Origin of the sequence: Bradyrhizobium liaoningense, from assembly GCF_018130825.1 — a bacterium.
GTDB lineage: Bacteria > Pseudomonadota > Alphaproteobacteria > Rhizobiales > Xanthobacteraceae > Bradyrhizobium > Bradyrhizobium liaoningense_B.
The window spans coordinates 55,577-76,252 of the sequence record NZ_JAFCJS010000010.1; the positions used below are offsets into that span (position 1 = coordinate 55,577).

At 66.7% G+C, this 20,676-nt stretch carries 19 protein-coding genes and 1 tRNA gene; 12 read left to right on the forward strand and 8 right to left on the reverse strand.

The features are described from left to right. Window positions 1–22 precede the first annotated feature (22 nt). The gene (locus JQ603_RS32805; RefSeq protein WP_212346187.1) at window positions 23–613 is read left to right on the forward strand and encodes a thermonuclease family protein; all 591 of its coding nucleotides are present in this window, start codon (window positions 23–25) and stop codon (window positions 611–613) included. A gap of 54 nt (window positions 614–667) precedes the next feature. On the opposite strand, the gene JQ603_RS32810 is transcribed toward JQ603_RS32805, so the two are convergent. Both JQ603_RS32810 and acs read right to left on the reverse strand, forming a co-directional pair. Next, window positions 668–1,183: a L,D-transpeptidase gene (locus tag JQ603_RS32810; RefSeq protein ID WP_212346190.1), complete on the reverse strand. Its 516-nt coding sequence runs from the start codon at window positions 1,181–1,183 to the stop codon at window positions 668–670. Between the two features lie 458 nt (window positions 1,184–1,641). Further along, window positions 1,642–3,588 (reverse strand): acetate--CoA ligase, encoded by a 1,947-nt coding sequence (gene acs / locus JQ603_RS32815; RefSeq protein ID WP_212346194.1) that lies wholly within the window; start codon window positions 3,586–3,588, stop codon window positions 1,642–1,644. Between the two features lie 388 nt (window positions 3,589–3,976). On the opposite strand from acs, the gene JQ603_RS32820 reads away from it, so the two are divergent. Further along, window positions 3,977–5,146 carry a DNA topoisomerase IB gene (locus tag JQ603_RS32820; protein WP_212346197.1) on the forward strand — a complete coding sequence of 390 codons (1,170 nt, stop codon included), beginning with the start codon at window positions 3,977–3,979 and terminating at the stop codon, window positions 5,144–5,146. A 114-nt stretch (window positions 5,147–5,260) separates the two neighbouring features. On the opposite strand, the gene JQ603_RS32825 is transcribed toward JQ603_RS32820, so the two are convergent. After that, complete coding sequence (locus JQ603_RS32825) at window positions 5,261–5,716, reverse strand: SRPBCC family protein (RefSeq protein ID WP_212346201.1); 456 nt, start codon at window positions 5,714–5,716, stop codon at window positions 5,261–5,263. Window positions 5,717–5,818: 102 nt separating this feature from the next. On the opposite strand from JQ603_RS32825, the gene JQ603_RS32830 reads away from it, so the two are divergent. Then, a complete protein-coding gene (locus tag JQ603_RS32830; RefSeq protein WP_212346624.1) occupies window positions 5,819–6,913 on the forward strand; it encodes an adenylate/guanylate cyclase domain-containing protein in 1,095 nt (364 codons plus the stop codon). Window positions 6,914–7,000: 87 nt separating this feature from the next. Here the strand turns inward: JQ603_RS32830 and JQ603_RS32835 are convergent, their stop codons facing one another. Genes JQ603_RS32835 through tsaD form a run of 3 tightly spaced genes read right to left on the reverse strand, consistent with a single transcriptional unit; the run spans window position 7,001 to window position 9,473 of the window. After that, window positions 7,001–7,414 carry an EVE domain-containing protein gene (locus JQ603_RS32835; protein ID WP_212346203.1) on the reverse strand — a complete coding sequence of 138 codons (414 nt, stop codon included), beginning with the start codon at window positions 7,412–7,414 and terminating at the stop codon, window positions 7,001–7,003. Between the two features lie 2 nt (window positions 7,415–7,416). Then, window positions 7,417–8,397 (reverse strand): NAD(P)H-dependent glycerol-3-phosphate dehydrogenase, encoded by a 981-nt coding sequence (locus JQ603_RS32840; protein ID WP_212346205.1) that lies wholly within the window; start codon window positions 8,395–8,397, stop codon window positions 7,417–7,419. Window positions 8,398–8,399: 2 nt separating this feature from the next. Next, on the reverse strand, window positions 8,400–9,473 hold the full coding sequence (gene tsaD / locus JQ603_RS32845) for a tRNA (adenosine(37)-N6)-threonylcarbamoyltransferase complex transferase subunit TsaD (RefSeq protein ID WP_018645098.1): 1,074 nt from the start codon (window positions 9,471–9,473) through the stop codon (window positions 8,400–8,402). 151 nt (window positions 9,474–9,624) lie between these two features. On the opposite strand from tsaD, the gene JQ603_RS32850 reads away from it, so the two are divergent. The 5 genes from JQ603_RS32850 (at window position 9,625) to JQ603_RS32870 (ending at window position 13,841) form a co-directional block, all read left to right on the forward strand. Next, the gene (locus JQ603_RS32850; protein ID WP_212346207.1) at window positions 9,625–10,371 is read left to right on the forward strand and encodes a uroporphyrinogen-III synthase; all 747 of its coding nucleotides are present in this window, start codon (window positions 9,625–9,627) and stop codon (window positions 10,369–10,371) included. A 116-nt stretch (window positions 10,372–10,487) separates the two neighbouring features. Further along, window positions 10,488–11,705, forward strand: a complete 1,218-nt coding sequence (locus JQ603_RS32855) for a COG4223 family protein (protein ID WP_212346209.1) — start codon at window positions 10,488–10,490, stop codon at window positions 11,703–11,705. Between the two features lie 36 nt (window positions 11,706–11,741). Beyond that, on the forward strand, window positions 11,742–13,514 hold the full coding sequence (locus JQ603_RS32860; protein WP_212346211.1) for a heme biosynthesis protein HemY: 1,773 nt from the start codon (window positions 11,742–11,744) through the stop codon (window positions 13,512–13,514). 100 nt (window positions 13,515–13,614) lie between these two features. Then, window positions 13,615–13,690, forward strand: a tRNA-Thr gene (locus tag JQ603_RS32865). Then, entirely contained in the window at window positions 13,680–13,841 is a 162-nt protein-coding gene (locus tag JQ603_RS32870; RefSeq protein WP_212346656.1) for a hypothetical protein, read from the forward strand. The genes JQ603_RS32865 and JQ603_RS32870 overlap by 11 nt, the downstream gene beginning before the upstream one ends. A 78-nt stretch (window positions 13,842–13,919) precedes the next feature. On the opposite strand, the gene JQ603_RS32875 is transcribed toward JQ603_RS32870, so the two are convergent. Beyond that, window positions 13,920–14,981: a polysaccharide deacetylase family protein gene (locus JQ603_RS32875; RefSeq protein WP_212346213.1), complete on the reverse strand. Its 1,062-nt coding sequence runs from the start codon at window positions 14,979–14,981 to the stop codon at window positions 13,920–13,922. A 251-nt stretch (window positions 14,982–15,232) separates the two neighbouring features. Here JQ603_RS32875 and JQ603_RS32880 point away from each other — a divergent pair, with 251 nt between their 5' ends. Both JQ603_RS32880 and JQ603_RS32885 read left to right on the forward strand, forming a co-directional pair. Then, on the forward strand, window positions 15,233–15,541 hold the full coding sequence (locus JQ603_RS32880) for a hypothetical protein (RefSeq protein WP_212346215.1): 309 nt from the start codon (window positions 15,233–15,235) through the stop codon (window positions 15,539–15,541). A gap of 167 nt (window positions 15,542–15,708) precedes the next feature. Next, window positions 15,709–15,924: a cysteine rich repeat-containing protein gene (locus JQ603_RS32885; RefSeq protein WP_212346218.1), complete on the forward strand. Its 216-nt coding sequence runs from the start codon at window positions 15,709–15,711 to the stop codon at window positions 15,922–15,924. Window positions 15,925–16,030: 106 nt separating this feature from the next. On the opposite strand, the gene JQ603_RS32890 is transcribed toward JQ603_RS32885, so the two are convergent. After that, the gene (locus JQ603_RS32890) at window positions 16,031–17,719 is read right to left on the reverse strand and encodes an MFS transporter (protein WP_212346220.1); all 1,689 of its coding nucleotides are present in this window, start codon (window positions 17,717–17,719) and stop codon (window positions 16,031–16,033) included. 137 nt (window positions 17,720–17,856) lie between these two features. Between JQ603_RS32890 and JQ603_RS32895 the strand changes: the two genes are divergently transcribed. Both JQ603_RS32895 and JQ603_RS32900 read left to right on the forward strand, forming a co-directional pair. Then, window positions 17,857–19,227 carry a hydrolase gene (locus JQ603_RS32895; protein WP_212346223.1) on the forward strand — a complete coding sequence of 457 codons (1,371 nt, stop codon included), beginning with the start codon at window positions 17,857–17,859 and terminating at the stop codon, window positions 19,225–19,227. A 34-nt stretch (window positions 19,228–19,261) separates the two neighbouring features. Next, window positions 19,262–20,629 carry a cytochrome P450 gene (locus tag JQ603_RS32900; RefSeq protein WP_212346226.1) on the forward strand — a complete coding sequence of 456 codons (1,368 nt, stop codon included), beginning with the start codon at window positions 19,262–19,264 and terminating at the stop codon, window positions 20,627–20,629. Window positions 20,630–20,676 lie beyond the last annotated feature (47 nt).

The following is a 20,676-nucleotide window of genomic DNA, read 5'->3' on the forward strand; positions in this document are numbered from 1 at the left end:
GACTCAGCCCTAGCGTGCGCGGATGCCGCGCTTCGATCCCAGCCATCCATACCGGCCGTCCTACCGCGGCTCGCCTTTCGGCCGGCGCTTCTCCGGCTTGCTCCCGTGGATGTTCGTGGTCGGCGTCGCGGTTGCGATCGTGCTTACGTTCCGGCACGGAACCAATTGGCCCATTCCGCATGCTGATGACGGCCGCTCACGAGACGCCGAGATCATCCTGCAGCGATCCGCCAACGCCGATGCACGTCAGCCGGTCGATGTCATCCGCACCGTCGACGGCGACACCTTTCTCGCGCGTGTGCATCAGCAGGGCGGCCGCGATCTCGTCGTGCGCGTTCGCCTGCGCGGCATCGATGCACCCGAGATGAAGGCATCCTGTCAGGAAGAGTTGACCAAGGCTGAAGCTGCGACCGACGCGCTGCGTGGGCTGCTCGGCCAGGGCGACGTCACGCTCACCAATCTCGGCGCCGACAAATACGGGCGCGTTCTCGCCGACGTCGCGACCCGGCGAACCGCCAACGTTTCGGCGGCGCTGCTCGCCGGCGGTTACGTGCGGAGCTACAATGGCGGGCACCGCGACGGCTGGTGCGCGCGAAGCAGGCGCTTCTGGTAACAAAAAGGCCGCGTCGAACGACGCGGCCTTTTCGATTCTCTTTGATTTTGACGATCAGCGCGTCACGACCACCGTGGTGCCGACCGAGACGCGACTGTAGAGATCGGTGATGTCGTCGTTGAGCATGCGGATGCAGCCGTAGGAGACGAAGCCGCCGACCGAGCCCGGCACGTTGGTGCCGTGGATGGCATATTCGCCGCCGGCCAGCGTCATTGCGGCAACGCCCATCGGATTGCGCGGCGAGCCGCCGGGAATGACGTCGGGAAGCTGCGGCTTGTCGCGCTTGACCTCGGCGGGCGGCGACCAGGCCGGGTTGCGATACTTGCCGTCGATGCGGGTGGTGCCGGCCCATTGCTTGCCGGACTTGCCAACGCCGACGGGGTAGCGCACGGCGTGGCCGCTATCGAGGATGAGGTAGAGTTTGCGCTCGCTGGTTTTGACCACGATGGTGCCCGGCGAATAGTCGGCGAGGCGGGCCCCCACCATTTCCGGCCGGGCCTCGGCCGCGCTCGACATCAAGACCCCTGCCCCGATGGTGGCGGCCAGCGCCACTGCAATCCTCATCGACATCAATGCTTCCCTTCCGTTGCCCCGAACGGGTCGTCCAAATCTACGCAAACCCGGCAATGGCCCGCTCGCCCACACAGTATTAACCGCGCCCGTTAACCGGATGGTTTCCACGCACGGCCGCTGAGGGCCAGCCAGCAGCGGGAACAAAGAAAATGTTCGAAATAAAGTAAATGACCTGAAAACAACACTCGACGGGAAAGAAGCGGCCACGCCGCCGCGCGCCCTGACAAGGGCGTGAGGATGTGAACGGCCGTTGTTTCGAGGGGGTGTTGGTGCGAAAGGCAGCGCCGTGTCCCGGACGCGCTGCTGCGCCATAAGCGCGTTTACGCGCGTCTTCGACGCGCTATGGCGCTGCTGCGCAGAGCCGGGACCCAGCTCTTTCTCTACGCGGATAGATGGGCCCCGGCTCAGCAGCGCACCGCTGAAGGAGCGCTGCGCTGCGTCCGGGGCACGAGGCCTTACGCCGACTTCTTGTTCTGGCGGTTCTTCACGAGATCATCGACCACGGCGGGATCGGCCAGCGTGGAAGTGTCGCCCAGGCTGCCCGGCTCGTCCTCGGCGATCTTGCGCAGGATGCGGCGCATGATCTTGCCGGAGCGGGTCTTGGGCAGGCCCGGCGCGAACTGGATCTGGTCGGGCGAGGCGATCGGGCCGATCTCCTTGCGCACCCAGGTCACGAGCTCCTTGCGCAGATCGTCGGTCGGCTGCACGCCGGCCATCAGGGTGACATAGGCGTAGATGCCCTGGCCCTTGATGTCGTGCGGGAAGCCGACGACGGCAGCCTCCGACACCTTCTCGTGCGCGACCAGCGCACTCTCGACTTCCGCGGTGCCCATGCGGTGACCGCTGACGTTGATGACGTCGTCGACGCGGCCGGTGATCCAGTAATAGCCGTCGGCATCGCGCCGGCAGCCGTCGCCCGTAAAATACTTGCCCTTGTAGGTCGAGAAATAGGTCTGCTCGAAACGGGCGTGATCGCCATAGACCGTGCGCATCTGGCCCGGCCATGACCGCGTGAGACAGAGATTGCCGGTGGTCTCGCCTTCCAGCACCTTGCCGTCGGCGTCGACGATCTCGGGCACCACGCCGAAGAACGGCTGCGTCGCCGAGCCCGGCTTCAGCTTGGTCGCGCCCGGCAGCGGCGTGATCAGGATTCCGCCGGTTTCGGTCTGCCACCAGGTGTCGACGATCGGACAGCGGTCGTCGCCGACGACGCGGTGATACCATTCCCATGCTTCGGGATTGATGGGCTCGCCGACCGAGCCGAGCAGACGCAGGCTCGCGCGCGAGGTCTTCTTCACCGGCTCGTCGCCGCTCTGCATCAGCGCGCGGATCGCGGTCGGCGCGGTGTAGAAGATGTTGACCTTGTGCTTGTCGATGACGTTCCAGAAGCGCGAATTATCCGGGTAATTCGGCACGCCTTCGAACATCAGCGTGGTCGCGCCGTTGGCGAGCGGCCCGTAGAGAATGTAGCTGTGGCCGGTGACCCAGCCGACATCGGCGGTGCACCAGTAGATGTCGCCGTCGTGATAATCGAAGACGTATTGATGCGTCATCGAGGCGAACACGAGATAGCCGCCCGTGGTGTGCAGCACGCCCTTGGGCTGGCCGGTCGAGCCCGAGGTGTAGAGGATGAACAGCGGATCCTCGGCGTGCATGTGCTCGACCGGGCATTCCGTCGTCACCATCTTGGCGGCGTCGTGATACCAGAGATCGCGCGACGGATTCATCTCGACCTGACCGCCGGTGCGCTTGACCACGACGACCCAGTCGACGCCGTCGGCCTTGGTGAGCGCCGCGTCGACATTGGCCTTCAGCGGCACCTTCTTGCCGCCGCGCAGGCCTTCGTCAGCGGTGATGATCACCTTCGACTGGCAGTCGTTGATGCGCTGGGCGAGGCTGTCGGGCGAGAAGCCCGCGAACACCACGGAGTGGATCGCGCCGATCCGCGCGCAGGCCAGCATCGCATAGGCGGCCTCGGGGATCATCGGAAGATAGATGGTGACGCGGTCGCCCTTCTTGACGTTGCGGGTGCGCAGGATGTTGGCCATCCGGCAGACCTCGTCGTGCAGCTCCTTGTAGGTGATGTGGCGGGATTGCGAGGGATCGTCGCCTTCCCAGATGATCGCGGTCTGGTTGGCGCGCTTGGCCAGATGCCGGTCGATGCAATTGTGCGCGACGTTGAGGATGCCGTCCTCGAACCATTTGATCGAGATGTTGCCCGGCGCGAAGGAGACGTTCTCGATCTTGGTCGGCGCCTTCATCCAGTCGATGCGTTTGGCCTGTTCGGCCCAGAAGCCGTTCGGGTCCGAGATCGAGCGCGCGTACATGTCCTTGTACTTGGCCTGGTCGACCCAGGCGCGTTTCGCCCATTCCGCCGGCACGTCGTAGATCTTCTCGGACATATTTTCCTCCACATGCGGCAAGCTCAGGCAATGCCGACATCATCATTGACTGATTATGCGTCGGGCTAACCGGACCCGACAAGGAGCACAAGCTGGACCTTCGGCGAGCCGCGGGCCATGCGGAGAATCAAGCCGCGCGGGCCGGCTGTCGCAAATCTGAAACAGGCCGCCAGGCGCCTTTCGGCTCTTTACCCAAATCGTCAGAACAGACGGCGCAGAGCCCCCATGCGCCCGCCGGAGGTATCTAGGAACCGTCTCTCACTGATTCGGGACTCGCAATACGGTTCGGAACACCCTAAATGGCCAACCCGGGTCCGAAGAGACCCCGTGGAACAAAAATCAGAACAGCGGCATTGACCGATAACAGGCAGGGCTAAGGCGTAAGACTATGATGGATCAGCAGAATCTCGGGACGTTGCGGCCCGCTTCAGCCGATCCTGCCGCTATTGCGCTGGCCAAGGCTCTCGGACAATGGCCAAAACCGGCCTCATCCAGCCGTCCCAGCCCGAAAAAGGTCTTCGATTCGGCGCCCGCGGCGACGGTCGAGGCGCTTGCCAGGGAACTGGGCCTGCGGCTCGGCGACCAGAACGAGCTGACCATCCGCCGCATCAGGCGCGGCAAGGGCTATTCCTTCGTCCGCCCCAACGGCGCCCATATCCGCGACGCCCGCACCATCCGCCGGCTGCACGCCATGGCGGTGCCGCCGGCCTACCGCGAGGTGCGCTACTCCGCCGATCCGAGCTCGCATCTCCAGGCCGTGGGCCGCGATGCCGCGGGCCGGCTGCAATACCGCTATCACGCCGACTGGGAGAAGGTCCGCGAGCACCGCAAGGCGCATCGCCTGGAGAAGCTCGTCGGCGCGCTGCCAAAAATCCGGCGCAAGGTTTCGGCGTTCCTGTCCGGCGACGAGCCGACGCGCGAGTTCGCGCTCTCGGCCGTGATCGAGTTGATCGCGCGCACCGCGATCCGCCCCGGCAATGAATCCTATGCCCGTCTCAACGGCACTCGCGGCGCCACCACGCTGCTGAAGGCCAATGTCACGCTCGAAGAGGACAGCTTCGTGCTGACCTTCAAGGCCAAGGGCGGCAAGGCGGTACGCAAGGAGTGCGACGCGGCCAAGCTGGTGCGCGCCATCGGCATTCTGCGCGGCGTCCCCGGCAAACGCATGTTCCAGTACCGCGATGCCTACGGCATCGTGCGTGCGGTCAACACCACGCAGGTGAATGCGTTCCTGCGCGAGATCGCGGGCATCAAGATCTCGCTGAAGGATTTTCGCACGCTGATGGCGTCCGCCGTCGTGGTGGAATCGCTGTCGCGGATCACGCCGGCGACCAGCCAGCGCGGCCGCAAGAAGCAGGTGCTCGATGCGATCCGCGCCGCGGCCGACAAGCTCTCGAACACGCCGGCGATCTGCCGCAAGAGCTACGTCCACGACACCATCGTCACCGCCTTTGAAGAGGGCATCCTCGAGCGTTTTGCTGCGACGATGAAGGGCCAGCGCTCGCAGGCGCGGCGCGAGCAGCTGCTGGCGCAGGTGGTGGCGACCGCGGCGGTGTAACGACACGTCGCGCTGTCGTAGGGTGGGCAAAGGCGCGAAGCGCCGTGCCCACCATCCAATCCAAATCTTCGTCGTGAATGGTGGGCACGCTTCGCTTTGCCCACCCTACGAGAGCTACGTCTTGTCCGAGACGCCCCTGTCCGGACCGGGATCACTGCCGGCCGCTGCGCTTGTAAGCCGTTCCAGATAGTGGGCCCACCCCTTCGCATGCGCCGCCGCCTGTTCCGCGTTCGGCAGTCCGCTATGGGTCATGCGCAGCAGCGTCCCGCCGTCGCGTTCGATCAGGTCGATCTCGATCAGGCTCGAGCCGGGCGGCACTTCCTGACCACCCTCCCAGCCGAACGTATAGGCAAGACGATGCACCGGCACGACCTCGCGAAAGGCGCCGCGGGCAACACCGCCGCGCGGGCCGATACCCTTCAGCAGATAGAGGCCGCCGGGATGCGGTTCCGTGGTCGCGTCGGAGCCCATCCAGCTCAGGATCTTCTCGGGGTCGGTGAGATAGGCGAAGACGGTGGCGCGGGGGGCCGCGATCTGGGTCTCACGTCGCACTATGAACGGCTCGGTCATCGGCGATCATCCCTGAAGGTGACGATGGGACATGGCGGCGCTGCACGGCTCCGTCAAGGATTGCCCGTGACAAAGACGGCCCTGTCTCGTCATCATCGGGCCATGAACCTCGCCCCGACCCTCGCCTGGCTCGTCGATGCCGCCTCGGATTGTCCCGGGGCCGACCGTCTGCTCGCGGAACTCGGCACGCATCTGATTGCCGACGGCGTGCCGCTTGCGGCGGGCGCCCTGACGCTGGAGGTGCCCCATCCGCTGATCGCGAAGCGGACCTGGCTATGGCGCGCAGAGAGCGGCAGCGTCATCGAAGCGCTCGGCTTCGCGCCGGGCGGTCTTGCGCCCGACCCGCCCAACGATGGCGGCCGCCGCTGGCTGCGCGAGGTCGCGTGCGGCGAGGTGCACGAAGATGCCGTCGGACGGGCCGATGGGCCGTTGCTCGGCTGGATCGGGCCGCGTCCGTTCAGCGCGGACGAAATCGAGCAATTGCGCCAGGCCGCGCGCTTCGCCGCGACGCCGCTTGCCGTGCTCGCAGCGCGCGCCACGTTGCGGGCGACGCTGGATGCTTATCTCGGCAAGCGCAGCGCGGAACGGGTGCTGGCGGCGCCCTTGCGGCGCGATCTCGGCGAGACCATCCAGGCCGCGCTGCTCTATGCGGATTTGCGCAATTTCACGAGCTTGTCGGAAACGGCACCGCCGGCCCTGGTCATCGCGGCGCTCGACGCCTGGTTCGACCGCATCGCCGGCGCCGTTCATGCCTTCGGCGGCGAGGTGCTGAAGTTCATCGGCGACGGTGTGCTCGCGATCTTTCCGGTGGTCGAGGCATCGCCGCGCCGCGCCTGCGATGCCGCTCTTCGTGCGGCAAGCGCTGCCGAAGCCGGGATGGCCTATCTCAACGCCGAGCGCCGCGCGCAGGGCTTGCAGCCGCTCGCGTTCGGTGCCGCGCTCCATCTCGGCGAGATGCTGTGGGGCAATATCGGTGCCGCCAACCGGCTCGACTTCACGGCGATCGGTCCCGCCGTCAACCTCGCCAGCCGGCTCGAGGGCTTGTGCAAGCCGCTCGGCCGGACGGTGCTGGTGTCGGGCACACTTGCCGCCGAGACGGAGATGCCGCTGATCGCGCTCGGATCACATTCGCTGCGCGGCATCGTCGCGCCTTGCGAGGTGTTTGCGCTGCCGGAGACACAAGCTCGGCTATCGTAGCCCGGATGGAGCGAAGCGTAATCCGGGATCGTGCAATACGAAAACTTTCCCGGATTTCGCTGCGCTCCATCCGGGCTACGGCACTGCCTACATCCCACCCATCTTGCAGACGAGCTTCCACTCCTCGGCCGTCACCGGCTGCACCGAGAGGCGCGAATATTTCACCAGCGCCATGTCTTTGAGCTTCGTCTCGGCCTTGACCGCAGCCATCGTCACCGGCCTCTTCAGGGGCTTGTCGGCCTTGATGTCGACGCAGACGAATTTTTCGGTCTTGTCGGTCGGATCAAGGTAGGCCTCCTTGATGATCTCGACGATGCCGACGATCTCCTTGCCCTCGTTGGAATGATAGAAGAACGCCTTGTCGCCCTTCTTCATGTTCACGAGGTTCTGGCGCGCGGTGTAATTGCGCACGCCGGTCCAGGCCTCGCCCTTGGCGCCCTTCGCCACCTGCTGGTCCCAGGACCACACCGACGGTTCGGATTTCACCAGCCAGTACGCCATGCTCATTCCTCTGCCTTGAAGGGGCGCGTCAACAGCCCCGAGATCGCGGCGTCGATCGTGCTGCGACCGCTCAGGATCGACGCGACCGCTTCTGATACCGGCATCTCGATGTTTTGCGAAGCCGCGAGTTCGATCAGCACCGGCGCGGTGAATTCGCCCTCGGCAAGCTTGCCGGCGGACGGCTGCTCGCCGCGCCCGAGGGCGAGGCCGAGCGCAAAGTTGCGCGATTGCGGGCTCGCGCAGGTCAGGATCAGATCACCGAGGCCGGACAGGCCGGCGAGCGTTTCGCGGCGCGCGCCGAGCGCGCGGCCAAGGCGCGTCAGCTCGGCAAAGCCGCGGGTCGTCAGCGCCGCCTGGGCCGAGGCGCCGAGCTTGCGCCCGACCGCAATGCCGACCGCGATCGCCAGCACGTTCTTGGCCGCGCCGCCGATCTCGACGCCACGGATATCGGTGGAGTGATAGGGGCGGAATGTCGGTGAGCCCAGCGCCTGCACCAGGCCGCTCGCCAACACCTCGTCCTTTGCCGCCAATGTCACCGCCGTCGGCAGGCCGCGTGCGACGTCGTCGGCAAAGCTCGGACCCGACAGGATCGCCGGCTGCGCGTGCGGCGCGGCTTCCGCGATCACGTCGGTCATGAACTTGTGGGTGCCGTGCTCGATGCCCTTGGCGCAGGCGACAACCGGAGTCGGCCTTGCGAGATGCGCGGCCAGCATGTTGACCGCACCGCGCAGATGCTGCGCCGGGGTTGCGATCAGCAGCATCTCCGCGCGCGATGCCTCCGCGAGATCGCTCGTCACCACGATCTCCGGAGCCAGCCGCACGCCGGGCAGCCGCGGATTGTCGCGCGTCGATGCGATCCACGTCGCGTGCTCAGCGTTGCGTGCCCAGAGCGTGACGCTCCGCCCTGCCCGCGCCGCCACCGTCGCCAGCGCCGTCCCCCAGGCGCCCGCTCCGATCACCGCAACGGATTGGAATGCGGTCATCGTCAATATCCCGCCCGCGTCTTGCCGTAGCCGGCCGGCGCGGTCGCATTGGCGTCGAGCAGCCAGCGTGCGCGCGGCTGCGCCTCCATCGTGTCGGTCATGCCCAGCGCGAGGCGCTCGGCGCCGGCCCAGGCGATCATCGCGCCATTGTCGGTGCAGAGCGCCGGCGGCGGCATGATCAATTGCGTCCCCGCCTGCCGCGCGACGTCGTGCAGCGCGCCGCGGATCGCCTGATTGGCAGCGACGCCGCCGGCGGCCACGAGCGCGCGCGGCGCGCCGAACTGCGCGCGGAAAAGCTTGAGGCCGACGCTGAGCCGGTCGGCGGTTGAATCCAGCACCGCGGCCTGGAAGCTCGCGCAGAGATCGCTGATGTCCTGCGTCGTGATCTCGGCGAGCCGGCTCGCTTCGGTGCGGACGGCCGTCTTCAATCCGGACAGCGAGAAATTGGCGTCGGGCCGCCCCTGCATCGGCCGCGGGAAAGCAAAGCGCGTGGCATCGCCGTTTTCCGCCGCGCGCTCGACCTGCGGGCCGCCTGGATAAGGCAGGCCCAGCATCTTCGCGACCTTGTCGAAGGCTTCGCCGATGGCGTCGTCAACGGTGGTGCCGAGCCGCACATACTCGCCGACGCCGGTGACCGCCACGATCTGGGTATGGCCGCCCGAGGCGAGGAAGAGGCAGTAGGGAAAATCGATTCCGTCGGTGAGGCGCGGCGTCAGCGCATGCGCTTCGAGATGGTTCACCGCGACCAGCGGCGTGTCATGCACCATCGCGATCGCCTTCGCGGTGGTGAGCCCGACGATGACGCCGCCGATCAGCCCAGGCCCCGCGGCCGCGGCGACGCCGTCGAGCTGGGCATAGTCGATGCCGGCCTCGTGCATGGCACGGTCGATGATCCCGTCGAGCACGTCGACATGCGCGCGCGCGGCGATCTCCGGCACCACGCCGCCGAAGCGGGCATGCTCCTCGACCTGCGACCGCACGATGTTGGACAGGATCTTGCCACTGCCGTCAGGCGCGCGCTCGATCACCGCCGCGGCGGTCTCGTCGCAGGTGGTTTCGATACCCAATACCAGCATTGGCGAATCGTTATCCAATTTGCGCCCTTGCACTGATCCATAAAGCAGAGTTCTGGTAAGTCCGGTAGCATTCCGGGGTCGGCTTGCGCAATCGTCACGCGCAGCCATCCCGGCGAATGCGTCACCGTCACGCGCTTCGGGAACACCAGCGATGTCCATTCTTGTCACACGGCCGCATCCCGACAATGAGGCGACGGCGGAAAATCTGCGCGCGCGGGGGCATGTGGTGCTGCTGGCGCCGGTGCTCAAGTTCGAGCCCGTCGCCTTCCACGACGAGAGTGAAGCGGGCTATGGCGCGGTCATCGTGACGTCTGCCAATGCGATCCGCGCCGTCGCGGTGCAATTGCGGGACCTTGGCCTTCTGGAGCTGCCGCTGTTCGCGGTCGGTGAGCACACCGCCTCTGCCGCGCGCGACGCCGGCTTTGGCGAGGTCATCGTCGCCGGCGGCGATGCCGCGGCCTTGCGCGACAAGGTCGTGCGAAGCGCGCGCGACAAGGTGCTGAAGAAGAAAAGCACGCTGCTTTATCTTGCCGGCGCGGATCTGTCGCGCGATCTCGGCGGTGAGCTCGGTGCGGAAGGATTCAACGTGGTGACGCAGACCACGTATCGCATGGCCCCGGTCAAGCATCTGCCACGCGAGGTCTGCGAGGGCTTTGCCGCCCACGGGGTCGAGGCGGTGCTGCACTACTCCCGGCGCAGCGCACGGGCGTTCCTGGATGCGGCGCGGGATGAAGGCGTCGAAATTTCGGCGCTGGCGATCCCGCAATGCTGCCTGTCCGAGACGGTCGCCGGCGTGTTGCGCGATGCCGGCGCGTCGCAGGTTCTGGTGGCCGCGACGCCGGACGAAAATGCCTTATTTGATACCTTGGAGCGTGCTTTGCGTACCCGTTTGGCGTAAGAGGTCGGGCCGAATCCGACGCAATCGGGGCCGCCTAAGGCTATTTGCCAAGGATGTTTGCCAAAGGATCTATGTCAGGATCTGTGCAAGGTATGGAAGTGTGAGGAACCGTCACGATGGCCGACGACAAGCCTGAAGACGCAGGATTGGCTCCCGACACCGGTCGTGCCAAGCGCACCCCGCCCACCATCGATCTGGAGGCCACCGAAGTCTCGACCCAGCCGCAGGAGGTGGCGGGCGAGCCCGAGGCTCAGCCGGCGGCCGAGCAGGCCGCGCCTGAAGAGGTCAAGGTCGAGGAGACCAAGCCCGAGCCCCACCCAGAGTCAGCCGAGGAGCAGCCTTCCGTTGCGCCCGCTTCCGCCTCGCGGCCGATTTCCCCCTGGGTCATCGCGCCGTTCTCCGGTGCAGTGGCCGCAGCGGTCGTGATCGGGGTCGGCTGGATGCTGGGCTGGCCCGCGGTGCAGGCGCCGCCGGCCGCGCCGCAAGTGACAAGCGCGACGGTGGATACACTCAGCGGTCGCGTCGCCGCTGTCGAGGCCAAGGCCGGCAAGCCCGTCGCCGATCCGGCCGTGGCCGCACGGATCGACGCGCTGGAGAAGTCGGCGAGCGCCCTGCGCAGCGACATCGCCAATTTGCGCGCGCAGTCCGACAAGACCGCGAGCGCGCTGAACGATAGCAAATCCGCGCCGCGCCCCGCCGCGCCCGATATTGCCGCGCTCACCGACCGCATCGCGCAGCTCGAGCGCGCCAGCAAGACCGAACGCGCCGAGCTCGCGCAGCAGGGCGAGAAGATCGCCGATGCAAAAGCGATCGATGACAAGCCGCTGCGCTTTGTGGTGGCGGCGGCCCTGCTCGACGTCGCGGTGCGCCATGGCGATCCCTATCAGTCGCAGCTGTCCACGGCGCGTTCGCTCGCCGCCAAGCCCGACATGCTGAAGCCGCTCGACGTGTTTGCATCGTCGGGCATCCCGACGCCGGTCGCGCTGAGCCGCGAGCTGCTCAACATCGTGCCGAAATTGTCGCCGCCGGCGGAAGCCCCGGCCGCGAATGCCGGCATCGTCGAGCGTCTTCAGGCGGGCGCATCGAAACTCGTGCGCATCGAGCGTACCGACGGCGTCGGCAACGATCGCGGCGCCATCGTCGCGCGGGTGACGGCTGCGGCGCTGCGCAACGATTTCGTCGAGGCGCGGCGGGAGCTGAAGACGCTGCCCGAGGCCGACCGGGCGCCGGCGCAGGCCTGGCTCGACAAGACCGACGCCCGCGACGCCGCGCTCGCCGCCTCCCGTAAATTCGCCGACGATGCCATGGCGGATCTCGCCAAATCTGCTCAATAAGATTCGCGCAACAATCGGCGCGTAATAGGGATCGCCATGCTTCGCATCGTCCTTTTCCTTGTCCTGATTGCACTCGCCGGCGCCGGGGCGGCCTGGGTTGCCGACCAGCCCGGCGATGTCGTGATGACCTGGGGCGGTTTTCGGGCCTCACCAAGCATTCCGGTGTTCGTGCTCTTGCTTGGGCTTTTTGCGGTCGCAATCGTGCTCCTCTGGAGCATCCTGACGATGCTCTGGCGTATGCCGGGCCGCGTGCGCCGTCGCCGTCACGAGAAGCGCCATGCGCGCGGTCGCCACGCCATCACCCACGGCCTGCTCGCGATCGGCCATGGTGACACCGCGCTCGCGCGCCGGCACGCCGACGCGGCGCGGCGGCACGCGCCGAACGATCCGCTCGCGCTGCTGCTGCATGCGCAATCGGCCCAGCTCGACGGCAATCGCGACGAGGCCCAGCGCGTCTTCCGCGCCATGGCCGAGCGCGAGGATACGCGCCTGCTCGGCCTGCGCGGCCTGTTCATCGAAGCGCAGCGTGCCGACGATGCGGTCGGTGCCGTGATGATCGCGGAAGAAGCGATCAAGCTGTCGCCGTCCTCGACCTGGGCCTCGCATGCGGTGCTCGGCTTCCGATGCGCCCGCGGCGACTGGAGCGGTGCGCTCGCGATCCTCGATTCGAATCTGTCCGCGGGCCTGATCGACAAGCCGGCCTATCGCCGCCAGCGCGGCGTGCTGCTCACGGCGCGCGCGCTGGAACTGGAAAAGATGGACCGCGACGTTGCACGCGAGAGCGTGATGGAGGCGATCAAGCTCGCGCCGACGCTGGTGCCGGCCGCGGTGCTCGCCGCAAAATTCGAGAGCGAGGCGCATCAGGTGCGCCGCGCCATGAAGCTGGTCGAAACGGCCTGGCTCGCCAATCCGCATCCCGATCTCGCCGAGGCCTATGCCCATGTGAAGCTCGGCGATTCCGCGCGGCAGCGCCTGCAGCGGGTCGAGACGCTCGCGGCCAAGACGCCCTCCGACAAGCCCGGCCATGTCGAGGGCCAGCTCGCGATCGCGCGCGCGGCGATCGATGCCACGGAGTTCGCCCGCGGACGCGAGGTGCTGGCGCCCTATCTCAACGATCCGACCCAGCGCGTGGCGCTGCTGATGGCCGAGATCGAGCGCGCCGAGCATGGTGATAGCGGCCGTGCCCGCGCCTGGACCCTGCGCGCGGTGCGCGCCCGCCACGATCCGGCCTGGACCGCGGACGGCTATGTCAGCGATCGCTGGCGCCCGGTCTCCCCGGTCACCGGCCGGCTCGATGCCTTCCAGTGGCAGACACCGGTCGCGAGCCTGCCCTCGGACAAGGGAACCACGATCGAATCCTCGGCCTTCGAGGAGGCCATGCTGGCCGCCCCGCCGCCGAAGCGGGTGACGGCAAGCCCGAGCCAGAGCCCGGTGGAACCGGTCGTGACTGCACCAGCCCCGATGCCGGCCGCCCAGGACAATTCGCCCCCTGAGACCAAGGAAACGGCCAAGGAGGCCGTCAAGGAGGAGCCGGCGGTGGCCCCTGCCGAGCCGGTCAATCCGGCCCCCGAGGTAGCCGAATCATCGCCGCCGGCGGCAACCCCGGTGTTCCGGACCCGCGCCGACCTCGGCAAGCCCGCCCCCGCCCCGATCCCCGCCGTCATCCCGATCGTCCGTGCGCCCGATGATCCCGGGATCGATGACGAGGGGCCGAGCGATGAATTTACGGAACAAATCGGCACGCCTAAGGCCCATGCAAAGGCCCAGGCCGGCGGCTGGCGCGGATTCTGGTCCCGCTGGGGCGCGTGAGGCGCATTTCGGGCGCCGCTTGTCCTTGCCAATTCGGGCCATGCCCGATATCAGGGGCGCGCGTATCGGGACCGGCATCGCTCCGGTCCCGGCAGGGTTCGCCGCAATAGCTCAGTCGGTAGAGCACGTCATTCGTAATGACGGGGTCGGGGGTTCGAATCCCTCTTGCGGCACCAGCGCCTTGATCCATCACATCGCTATCAGCGCATTTGCCGACCACAGCCCGCCGCCAAGACCACGGCGAAGGCGGACAAGCCGAAGCACACGCGCAGCTCGACCGAACGCCGCATCATCAGCGAGCTGCATCACCACGGCATCTACTGGTAAGCGGTTGCTCGCCCCAGAAAAGCAAATGGCCGGGCAACAGCCCGGCCATGATGTCTTGAGGTGGCGTTTCGATCGAGCTTACTGCGAGACCGTCTGCACCACGCTCGAGATCGGGCGCGTGTTCGTGCTGGCAGTCGGCACCTTCATGTCCTTCATCAGCGCCTCGTCATATTCCGGCAGCGTCTGGAAGGTCGTCTTGGCCTTCATCTGCACGACTTTGTAGCCGCCGGCCTTGAGCCGCGCGAGCAATGCGGGCATCGCTTCACCGGTGTGCTTCTGGAAGTCGTGCATCAGGATGATGCCCTTGCCGAGCTTGTCGAGCCTGGTCATCACGGTCTCGACGATCTTCTCCGGCGTCGCACCCTTCCTGAAGTCGAACGAGTCGATGTCGGTCGAGAACATCGCGACGTTGCGGGTGCCGAAATAGGTCACCATCGCCGGATTGTGCTGAAGCTGCGGGAAGCGGAAGAACGGTGCCGGGTTGGTGCCGAGCGCGAACCGCACCGCGCTAAAACCCTTCTCGACCTCGTCCTTGACCTGCTGCTCCGTCATCTTCTTGCTGTTCAGGTTGACATGCGACCAGGTGTGCGTGCCGACCGTGTGGCCCTGGGCCAGCACCTGGCGCAGGATTTCCGGATGGTAGGTCGCGTGCTTGCCGACCGAGAAGAACAGGCCCTTGGTGCATTCATCCGCGAGCGCCTTCAGCACCGCGGGCGTGTTGACCGGCCATGGACCGTCGTCGAAGGTCAGCACGACCTCCTTGTCGGTCAGGAAGTCGAACTGCTTGAAATGCTCGAAGCCGAAGCCCGGACCGCCCGTCGTGTCGATCTCGACCACGCGGGACACACCCAGCGCGTTCGGATTGGCGCAGGCCTGCTTCGGCTGAACTGGCGCGACCGGGGCGGGCGCAGGCGCTGGTGCCTGGGCAACGGCCGTCGGCTTCGCCGCGATCGTCGCGGTGGTCGCGACGTCGTCCCTGGCGGCGATTTTCGCCTGTGCCGGCAATGGATCGGCGGCACGGGCGGCAACTGTCTTGGGGGCGCCCTGATCGGCGCTTGCGGAATAATAAAACCAACCGCCGGCGGCGATCACGACCGCCGCAACTACACTGGCCAGCATCAGGCCCAACGCATTACGCATCGCTACTCTTTCCAATTACGCAACCAAACCGGCGGAATCTCCCGCGCGACGAGCCATTAATGCGAAGGAACAGTTAACGTGACACCAACACGACAGCGGATGCGGAGGAATTTCAGCGGGGTGCACAAAGTGACCGACGTCACAGAAGGCGGGCCGCTCGTGACCGTCATCACAGTGGAAACTGTTTTGCCGGAGCATCGTAGTTCCCATTAACAACGGGCCCGCTATGGCGGCGCCAATGGGAGCTTCAAATGACGACGTCCTGCACGACCAAATCCCTGAGTAGCAAGATCCGCGACACCGGCCTGGCGCTGGGCGTTGCCGCCCTCGTTTCGATCGTCTCGACGACCTCGAGCTTCGCCTTCACGGCCGAAGCGCAGCAGATGTGCACGGGCGATGCCTTCCGCCTGTGCTCGTCGGAGATCCCCAACATCCCGAAGATCACCGCGTGCATGATCAAGCATCGCTCCGATCTGAGCGCCGGCTGCCGCGCGGTGATGGACAAGGACCTCGCCAAGGGCGCCTCACGCAAGGTCGCTGACGCGCAGGACAAACAGTAAGAGCAGCACTGCGATCGTTGCGTCGGTTAGCTCCCCTCGCGATGCGCCCCGGCGTCAAGCCGGGGCCACGCGGCGGTGTCATGCAGCCTGCCAATAAAGCCGTTGCGGCTGAGGGATCGTCGCACTAGCTTCGCCCGCACATTGTTCCGGGTAAGAGGCATTACGCGATGACCAGATTTCTTTTCGTTATTTCCCTGCTCTTGTGCGCATCCGCCGCGTCCGCGCAACAGCAGCCCGGACACGACGCCTGCGCGCGCGATGTCAGCCGCTTCTGCCGTGCCGTGATGAACAATGGCGATGGCGCCGTGCTGGCGTGCCTGAAGCAGAACCGCACCCGCCTCAGCAAGGCCTGCGACAAGGTGCTGACGGACCACGGGCAGTAGGGATTCCCGTAGCCCGGATGGAGCGCAGCGAAATCCGGGATTCTGTCCTGCGGCGAGACTGCCCCGGATTGCGCTACGCTCCATCCGGGCTACGAATTCACAATACCTACGTGCTGCTCCCCGCCGCGGTTGCGACCACGGGCAGCACCTCGCCGCCGGCGCGGTCCGGTGTCTCGTCCTTCCAGCGCACCGAGCCGAACGGACGCTCCAGCATGCGGCGTACGCGCACCGGCTCGGGGCCGATGTGGAAATCGATCGCCTGCTGATGCAGCGCGCGTTCGGACAGGGTCGAGCGGTTGCGCTGGCGCAAGTAGTCGAACCAGGTCGGGCAGTGATAGCGCTCGGTCCACAATTCGGGATCGGCAATGTCGCGCGCGATCGACCAGCCATAGGCGCCGTTGCGCTGCCGTGAGAGCTGCACATCCTGCATCACATTGTGGAAGGCGCGCGCGTTCTCCTGGGCGACGCGGTATTCGATCTCGACCACCAGCGGTCCGCTGCGGCCGGTGAGCGACAGCCGGACCTCGGGATCGGCCAGCACCTCGGCATCCTCGTTGCGGGCGCCGACGCGCGGCATCGTGAGCCAGATCCCGAGCAGCGGCGAGAGCAGCATCAGGCCGGCGGCGACGAGCAGCGCGACCTCGACGCCGGCATAGTCGGTGAGATGGCCCCAGCCCCAGGCGCCGATCGCGATGCCGCCGGAGATCGAGGCCTGGAATGCCGCGAGCGACCGGCCGGCGACCCAGCGCGGCGCAGAGAGCTGTACGCCGATATTGAACAGCGCGACCGCGGCCATCCACACCGCGCCGGCGAGCACCAGCGCGGTGGCCGTCAGCACCGGCTCGGTGCTCACGGCGAGGGCGGCCATCGCGAACGCCATCGAGATGGTGCAGGCGCGGATCGCGGCCTCGCCGCTCATGCGCTTGCGCAATTCATGGATGTTGAGCGCGCCGACCACCGCGCCCATGCCGAAGGCGCCGAGCATGATGCCGTAGGTCTGCGCGCCGCCATGCAAGAGGTCGCGCGCGATGAGCGGCATCAGCGCCATGATGGCGCCGCCGATCAGGCCCATCACCAGCGTGCGCAGCAGCACGATCTTGATCGGCGGCGAATTGGTGATGTAGCGGAAGCCCGAGACCATGGCGCGGTTGAGCTTCTCCCGCGGCAGGCGCGAGGGCTCGACCGAGCGGCGCCAGAGCAGCAGCACCGCCAGCAGCGGCAGATAGAGGACCGCATTGCAGGCAAACGCCGCGACCGCGCCGAGCGAGGCGACGATGACGCCGCCGACCGCGGGACCGAAGCTGCGCGCGATGTTGTAGCTGATGCCGTTCAGCGCGACGGCCGACGGCAGGGCTTCCTGTGGCACCTGCTCGCTGACCGAGGATTGCCACGCCGGCCCAAACAACGCATTGCCGCTGCCGACGACGAAGCAGAAGACGAGCAGCAATTCCGGGGTGATCAGCTTGAGCCAGGCCAGTGCCGTCAGCGCGGTCGCGCCGGTGAGCGCGATCGCCAGCGAGATCAGCGTCACGATGCGGCGGTCATACATGTCGGCGATGGCGCCGGCCGGCATCGAGATCAGCATGATCGGCAGCATCAGGGCAGTCTGCACCAGCGCCACCTTGTCCGCCGAGGCCGCCATCTGCGTCATCGCCCAGGCTGCGCCCACGCCCTGAATCAGGAGGCCGAGATTGGAGAGCAGGCTGGCGAGCCAGATGCGCCGGAATACGGTGAACCGCAGGGGGGCGGCGATGCCCTCGCCGGCGAATTTCTGACGGTTCGGCTGCTCGGTCATATCCCCTTCCATATGGGCTGGCAGAAGTGGTCTTCGGGTGATTCCGGCAAAGTCAGTGATGCCCGCGAAAGTCCTTCGCTGTCCAGTGGTTAGGCCGGTATAAGCGGTGCAAAGATGGTTTTGCCGGGGAGGAATAGATGAGGCTGTCGCGACGGACGATCCTGCTGGGAGCGGGCAGCTTGCCCTTCGCGGCTGCGAGCCTGCGGATGGGCGCGCTGGCCCAGACGGCGCCCGCCGTGCAAAACGCGGAAGTGCCGCCGATCCTGTTCGTCCACGGCAACGGCGACTACGACGCGCTCTGGATGACGACCTTGTGGCGGATGGAATCCAACGGCATCGCGCGCGATCGCATGATGGCGATCAATTTCACCGATCCGCTGGCGCGCAGCGACGACAAGGTCGAGCAGGCGAACCGCTCCTCGACGGAGGACCAGCGCCGCGAGCTCGCTGCCGCCATCGCTGAGCTGAAGCGCCGGACTGGAGCTCCGCGCGTGGCCCTGGTCGGCAGCTCGCGGGGCGGCAACGCGATCCGCAACGTCATCAGAAGCGGCGGTACCGGCGATGTCAGCCACGCCGTGCTGTGTGGCACGCCCAATCACGGTGTGTTCGCGACCGACGACCAGCTTGGAAACGAGTTCAACGGCCGCGGGCCGTTCCTGCGCGGTTTGAACGAGGGGGAGAGCGAGGTGACGCCAGGGGTCGCCTTCCTCACCTTGCGCAGCGACGGCATGGACAAATACGCGCAAGCCGACGGCCGTTTCATCGGCAAACCCGGCACGCCGACCGGCGTCACCAATGAGGGGCCGGAGCTGAAGGGTGCGACCAATCTCGTGCTCGGCGCGCTCGACCATCGCGAGGTGGCGTTTCACCCGCGCGCCTTCCGCGAGATCTACAAGTTCATCGCCGGACGCGAGCCCCAGCGAATTGCGATCGTGCCGGAGCAGAGTGTCCGCCTGAGCGGTCTCGTCACCGGCACGCCCGGCGGCGTGTCGACCAACCGCCCGGTGGCGGGTGCAACCGTCGAGATCTTTCGCGTCGACCCCGATACCGGTGAGCGCAAGGGCGGTGCCGTGCACAGCGCGAAGACCGGCGCCGACGGCCGTTGGGGCTCGGCGCAGGTCGATCCCGCCTGGTCGCTCGAATTCGTCCTGGCGGCGCCGGATGCGCCGACCACGCACTTCTATCGATCGCCCTTCCCGCGCTCGTCCGACGTCGTGCACCTCCGGCCCGCGCGCCCGCTCGGTCCGGCGGACAAGGACGCCGGCGCGATCGTGATCATGTCGCGTCCGCGCGGCTATTTCGGCCTGCCACGGGACGTGGTGCTGTTCGACGGCAAGGAGCCCGCCGACGTCAAGCCGGGTGTGCCCACCGATGCGGCAGCAACATTGCGGCTTCCGGCCGCCGAGATCGGGCGTAACATCGTGGCCCAGTTCGGCGAAGAACGGATTGTGGCACGCCTCTGGCCGGCCGCCGAGAACAGGATTGCGATTGCCGAGATGACTTACTAGCTATTCATTTGCGTCAGATCTGCGGGAGAGAGCCATGAATATCGCCAGTGTGCGTCGGCCCATCGTCCCTCCGGCCCCGCCGCGTGCACCCGACAACATGTCGTTCCTTGCTAAGCTCGCGGTGATCCGACGCAACATGATCGCCACCTGGGGGCAGCGTGCCTACGAGGAAGAGGTCATCCCGGGCCGCTTCGTCTTCCGCAACAGCTTCATCCTGAACCAGCCGGATGCGATCCGGCATGTCCTGCTCACCAATTACGAAAACTACACGCGCACGCCGGCCGGCATCCGCATGCTGCGTCCGGTGCTCGGCGAGGGCCTTCTGATCGCAGAGGGTCATTCCTGGACGTTTCAGCGCCGCACGCTCGCGCCGGCGTTCACGCCGCGCGCGACCGCGAACCTCGTTCCGCACATGACGGCGGTGCTCGACGAGACCATCGCCAAGCTTGACGCGCGCACAAGCGAGCCGGTCGACATGCGCGAGGTCATGCAGCGCATGACGCTCGAGATCGCCGGACGCACGATGTTCTCGTTCGGAATGGATCAACATGGCGCCACCTTGCGCAACTTCGTCATGGAATATGGCGAGCGGCTCGGGCGTCCCTACTTCCTCGACATGCTGCTGCCGGTGTCCTGGCCGACCCCGATGGATCGGGCTCGCGCCCGCTTCCGCAAGCGCTGGACCGAGTTCGTTTCGATGCTGATCGCCGAGCGGCGCCAAATGGGCAAGAAGGACGGCGCACCGCCGCGCGACCTGTTCGATCTCATGGACGAGGCGCGCGATCCCGAAACGGGCAAGGGCTTTTCCGACGCGCAGCTCATCGACGAGGTCGCGACCATGATTCTCGCCGGCCACGAGACCACGGCGACGGCGCTGTTCTGGGCGCTCTATCTGCTCGCGCTCGATCCGGAGACGCAGGAGGAAGTCGCCTCCGAGACGCGGGACGAACATCTCGACAGCATGGCCGACATCGACCGCCAGAAATTCACCCGCGCCGTGATCGAGGAGACGATGCGGCTCTATCCGCCCGCGTTCCTGGTCGCGCGGGCCGCGCGCGAGAAGGACAACGCCGCCGGCGTCGAGATCGGCAAGGGCGACATCATCATGATCGCGCCGTGGCTGCTGCACCGGCACGAGAAGCTGTGGGATCAGCCGAATGCGTTCATTCCCAAACGCTTCATGTCGAAAGAGGCGCCCGACCGCTTCGCCTATCTGCCGTTCGGCGCCGGCCCGCGCGTCTGCATCGGCGCGCCGTTTGCGCAGGCCGAATCCGTGCTGGCGCTGGCCCGGCTGATCGGCGCCTTCCGTGTCGAATTGGCCGACGAGACTCCCGTGATTCCGCATGGCGTCGTCACGACCCAGCCGGACCACTCACCCATGTTCCGCATCACGCGTCGATGACAGGCGCTCGTCTGACCGATGGCGTGATTCAACCGAGATAGAGCCCC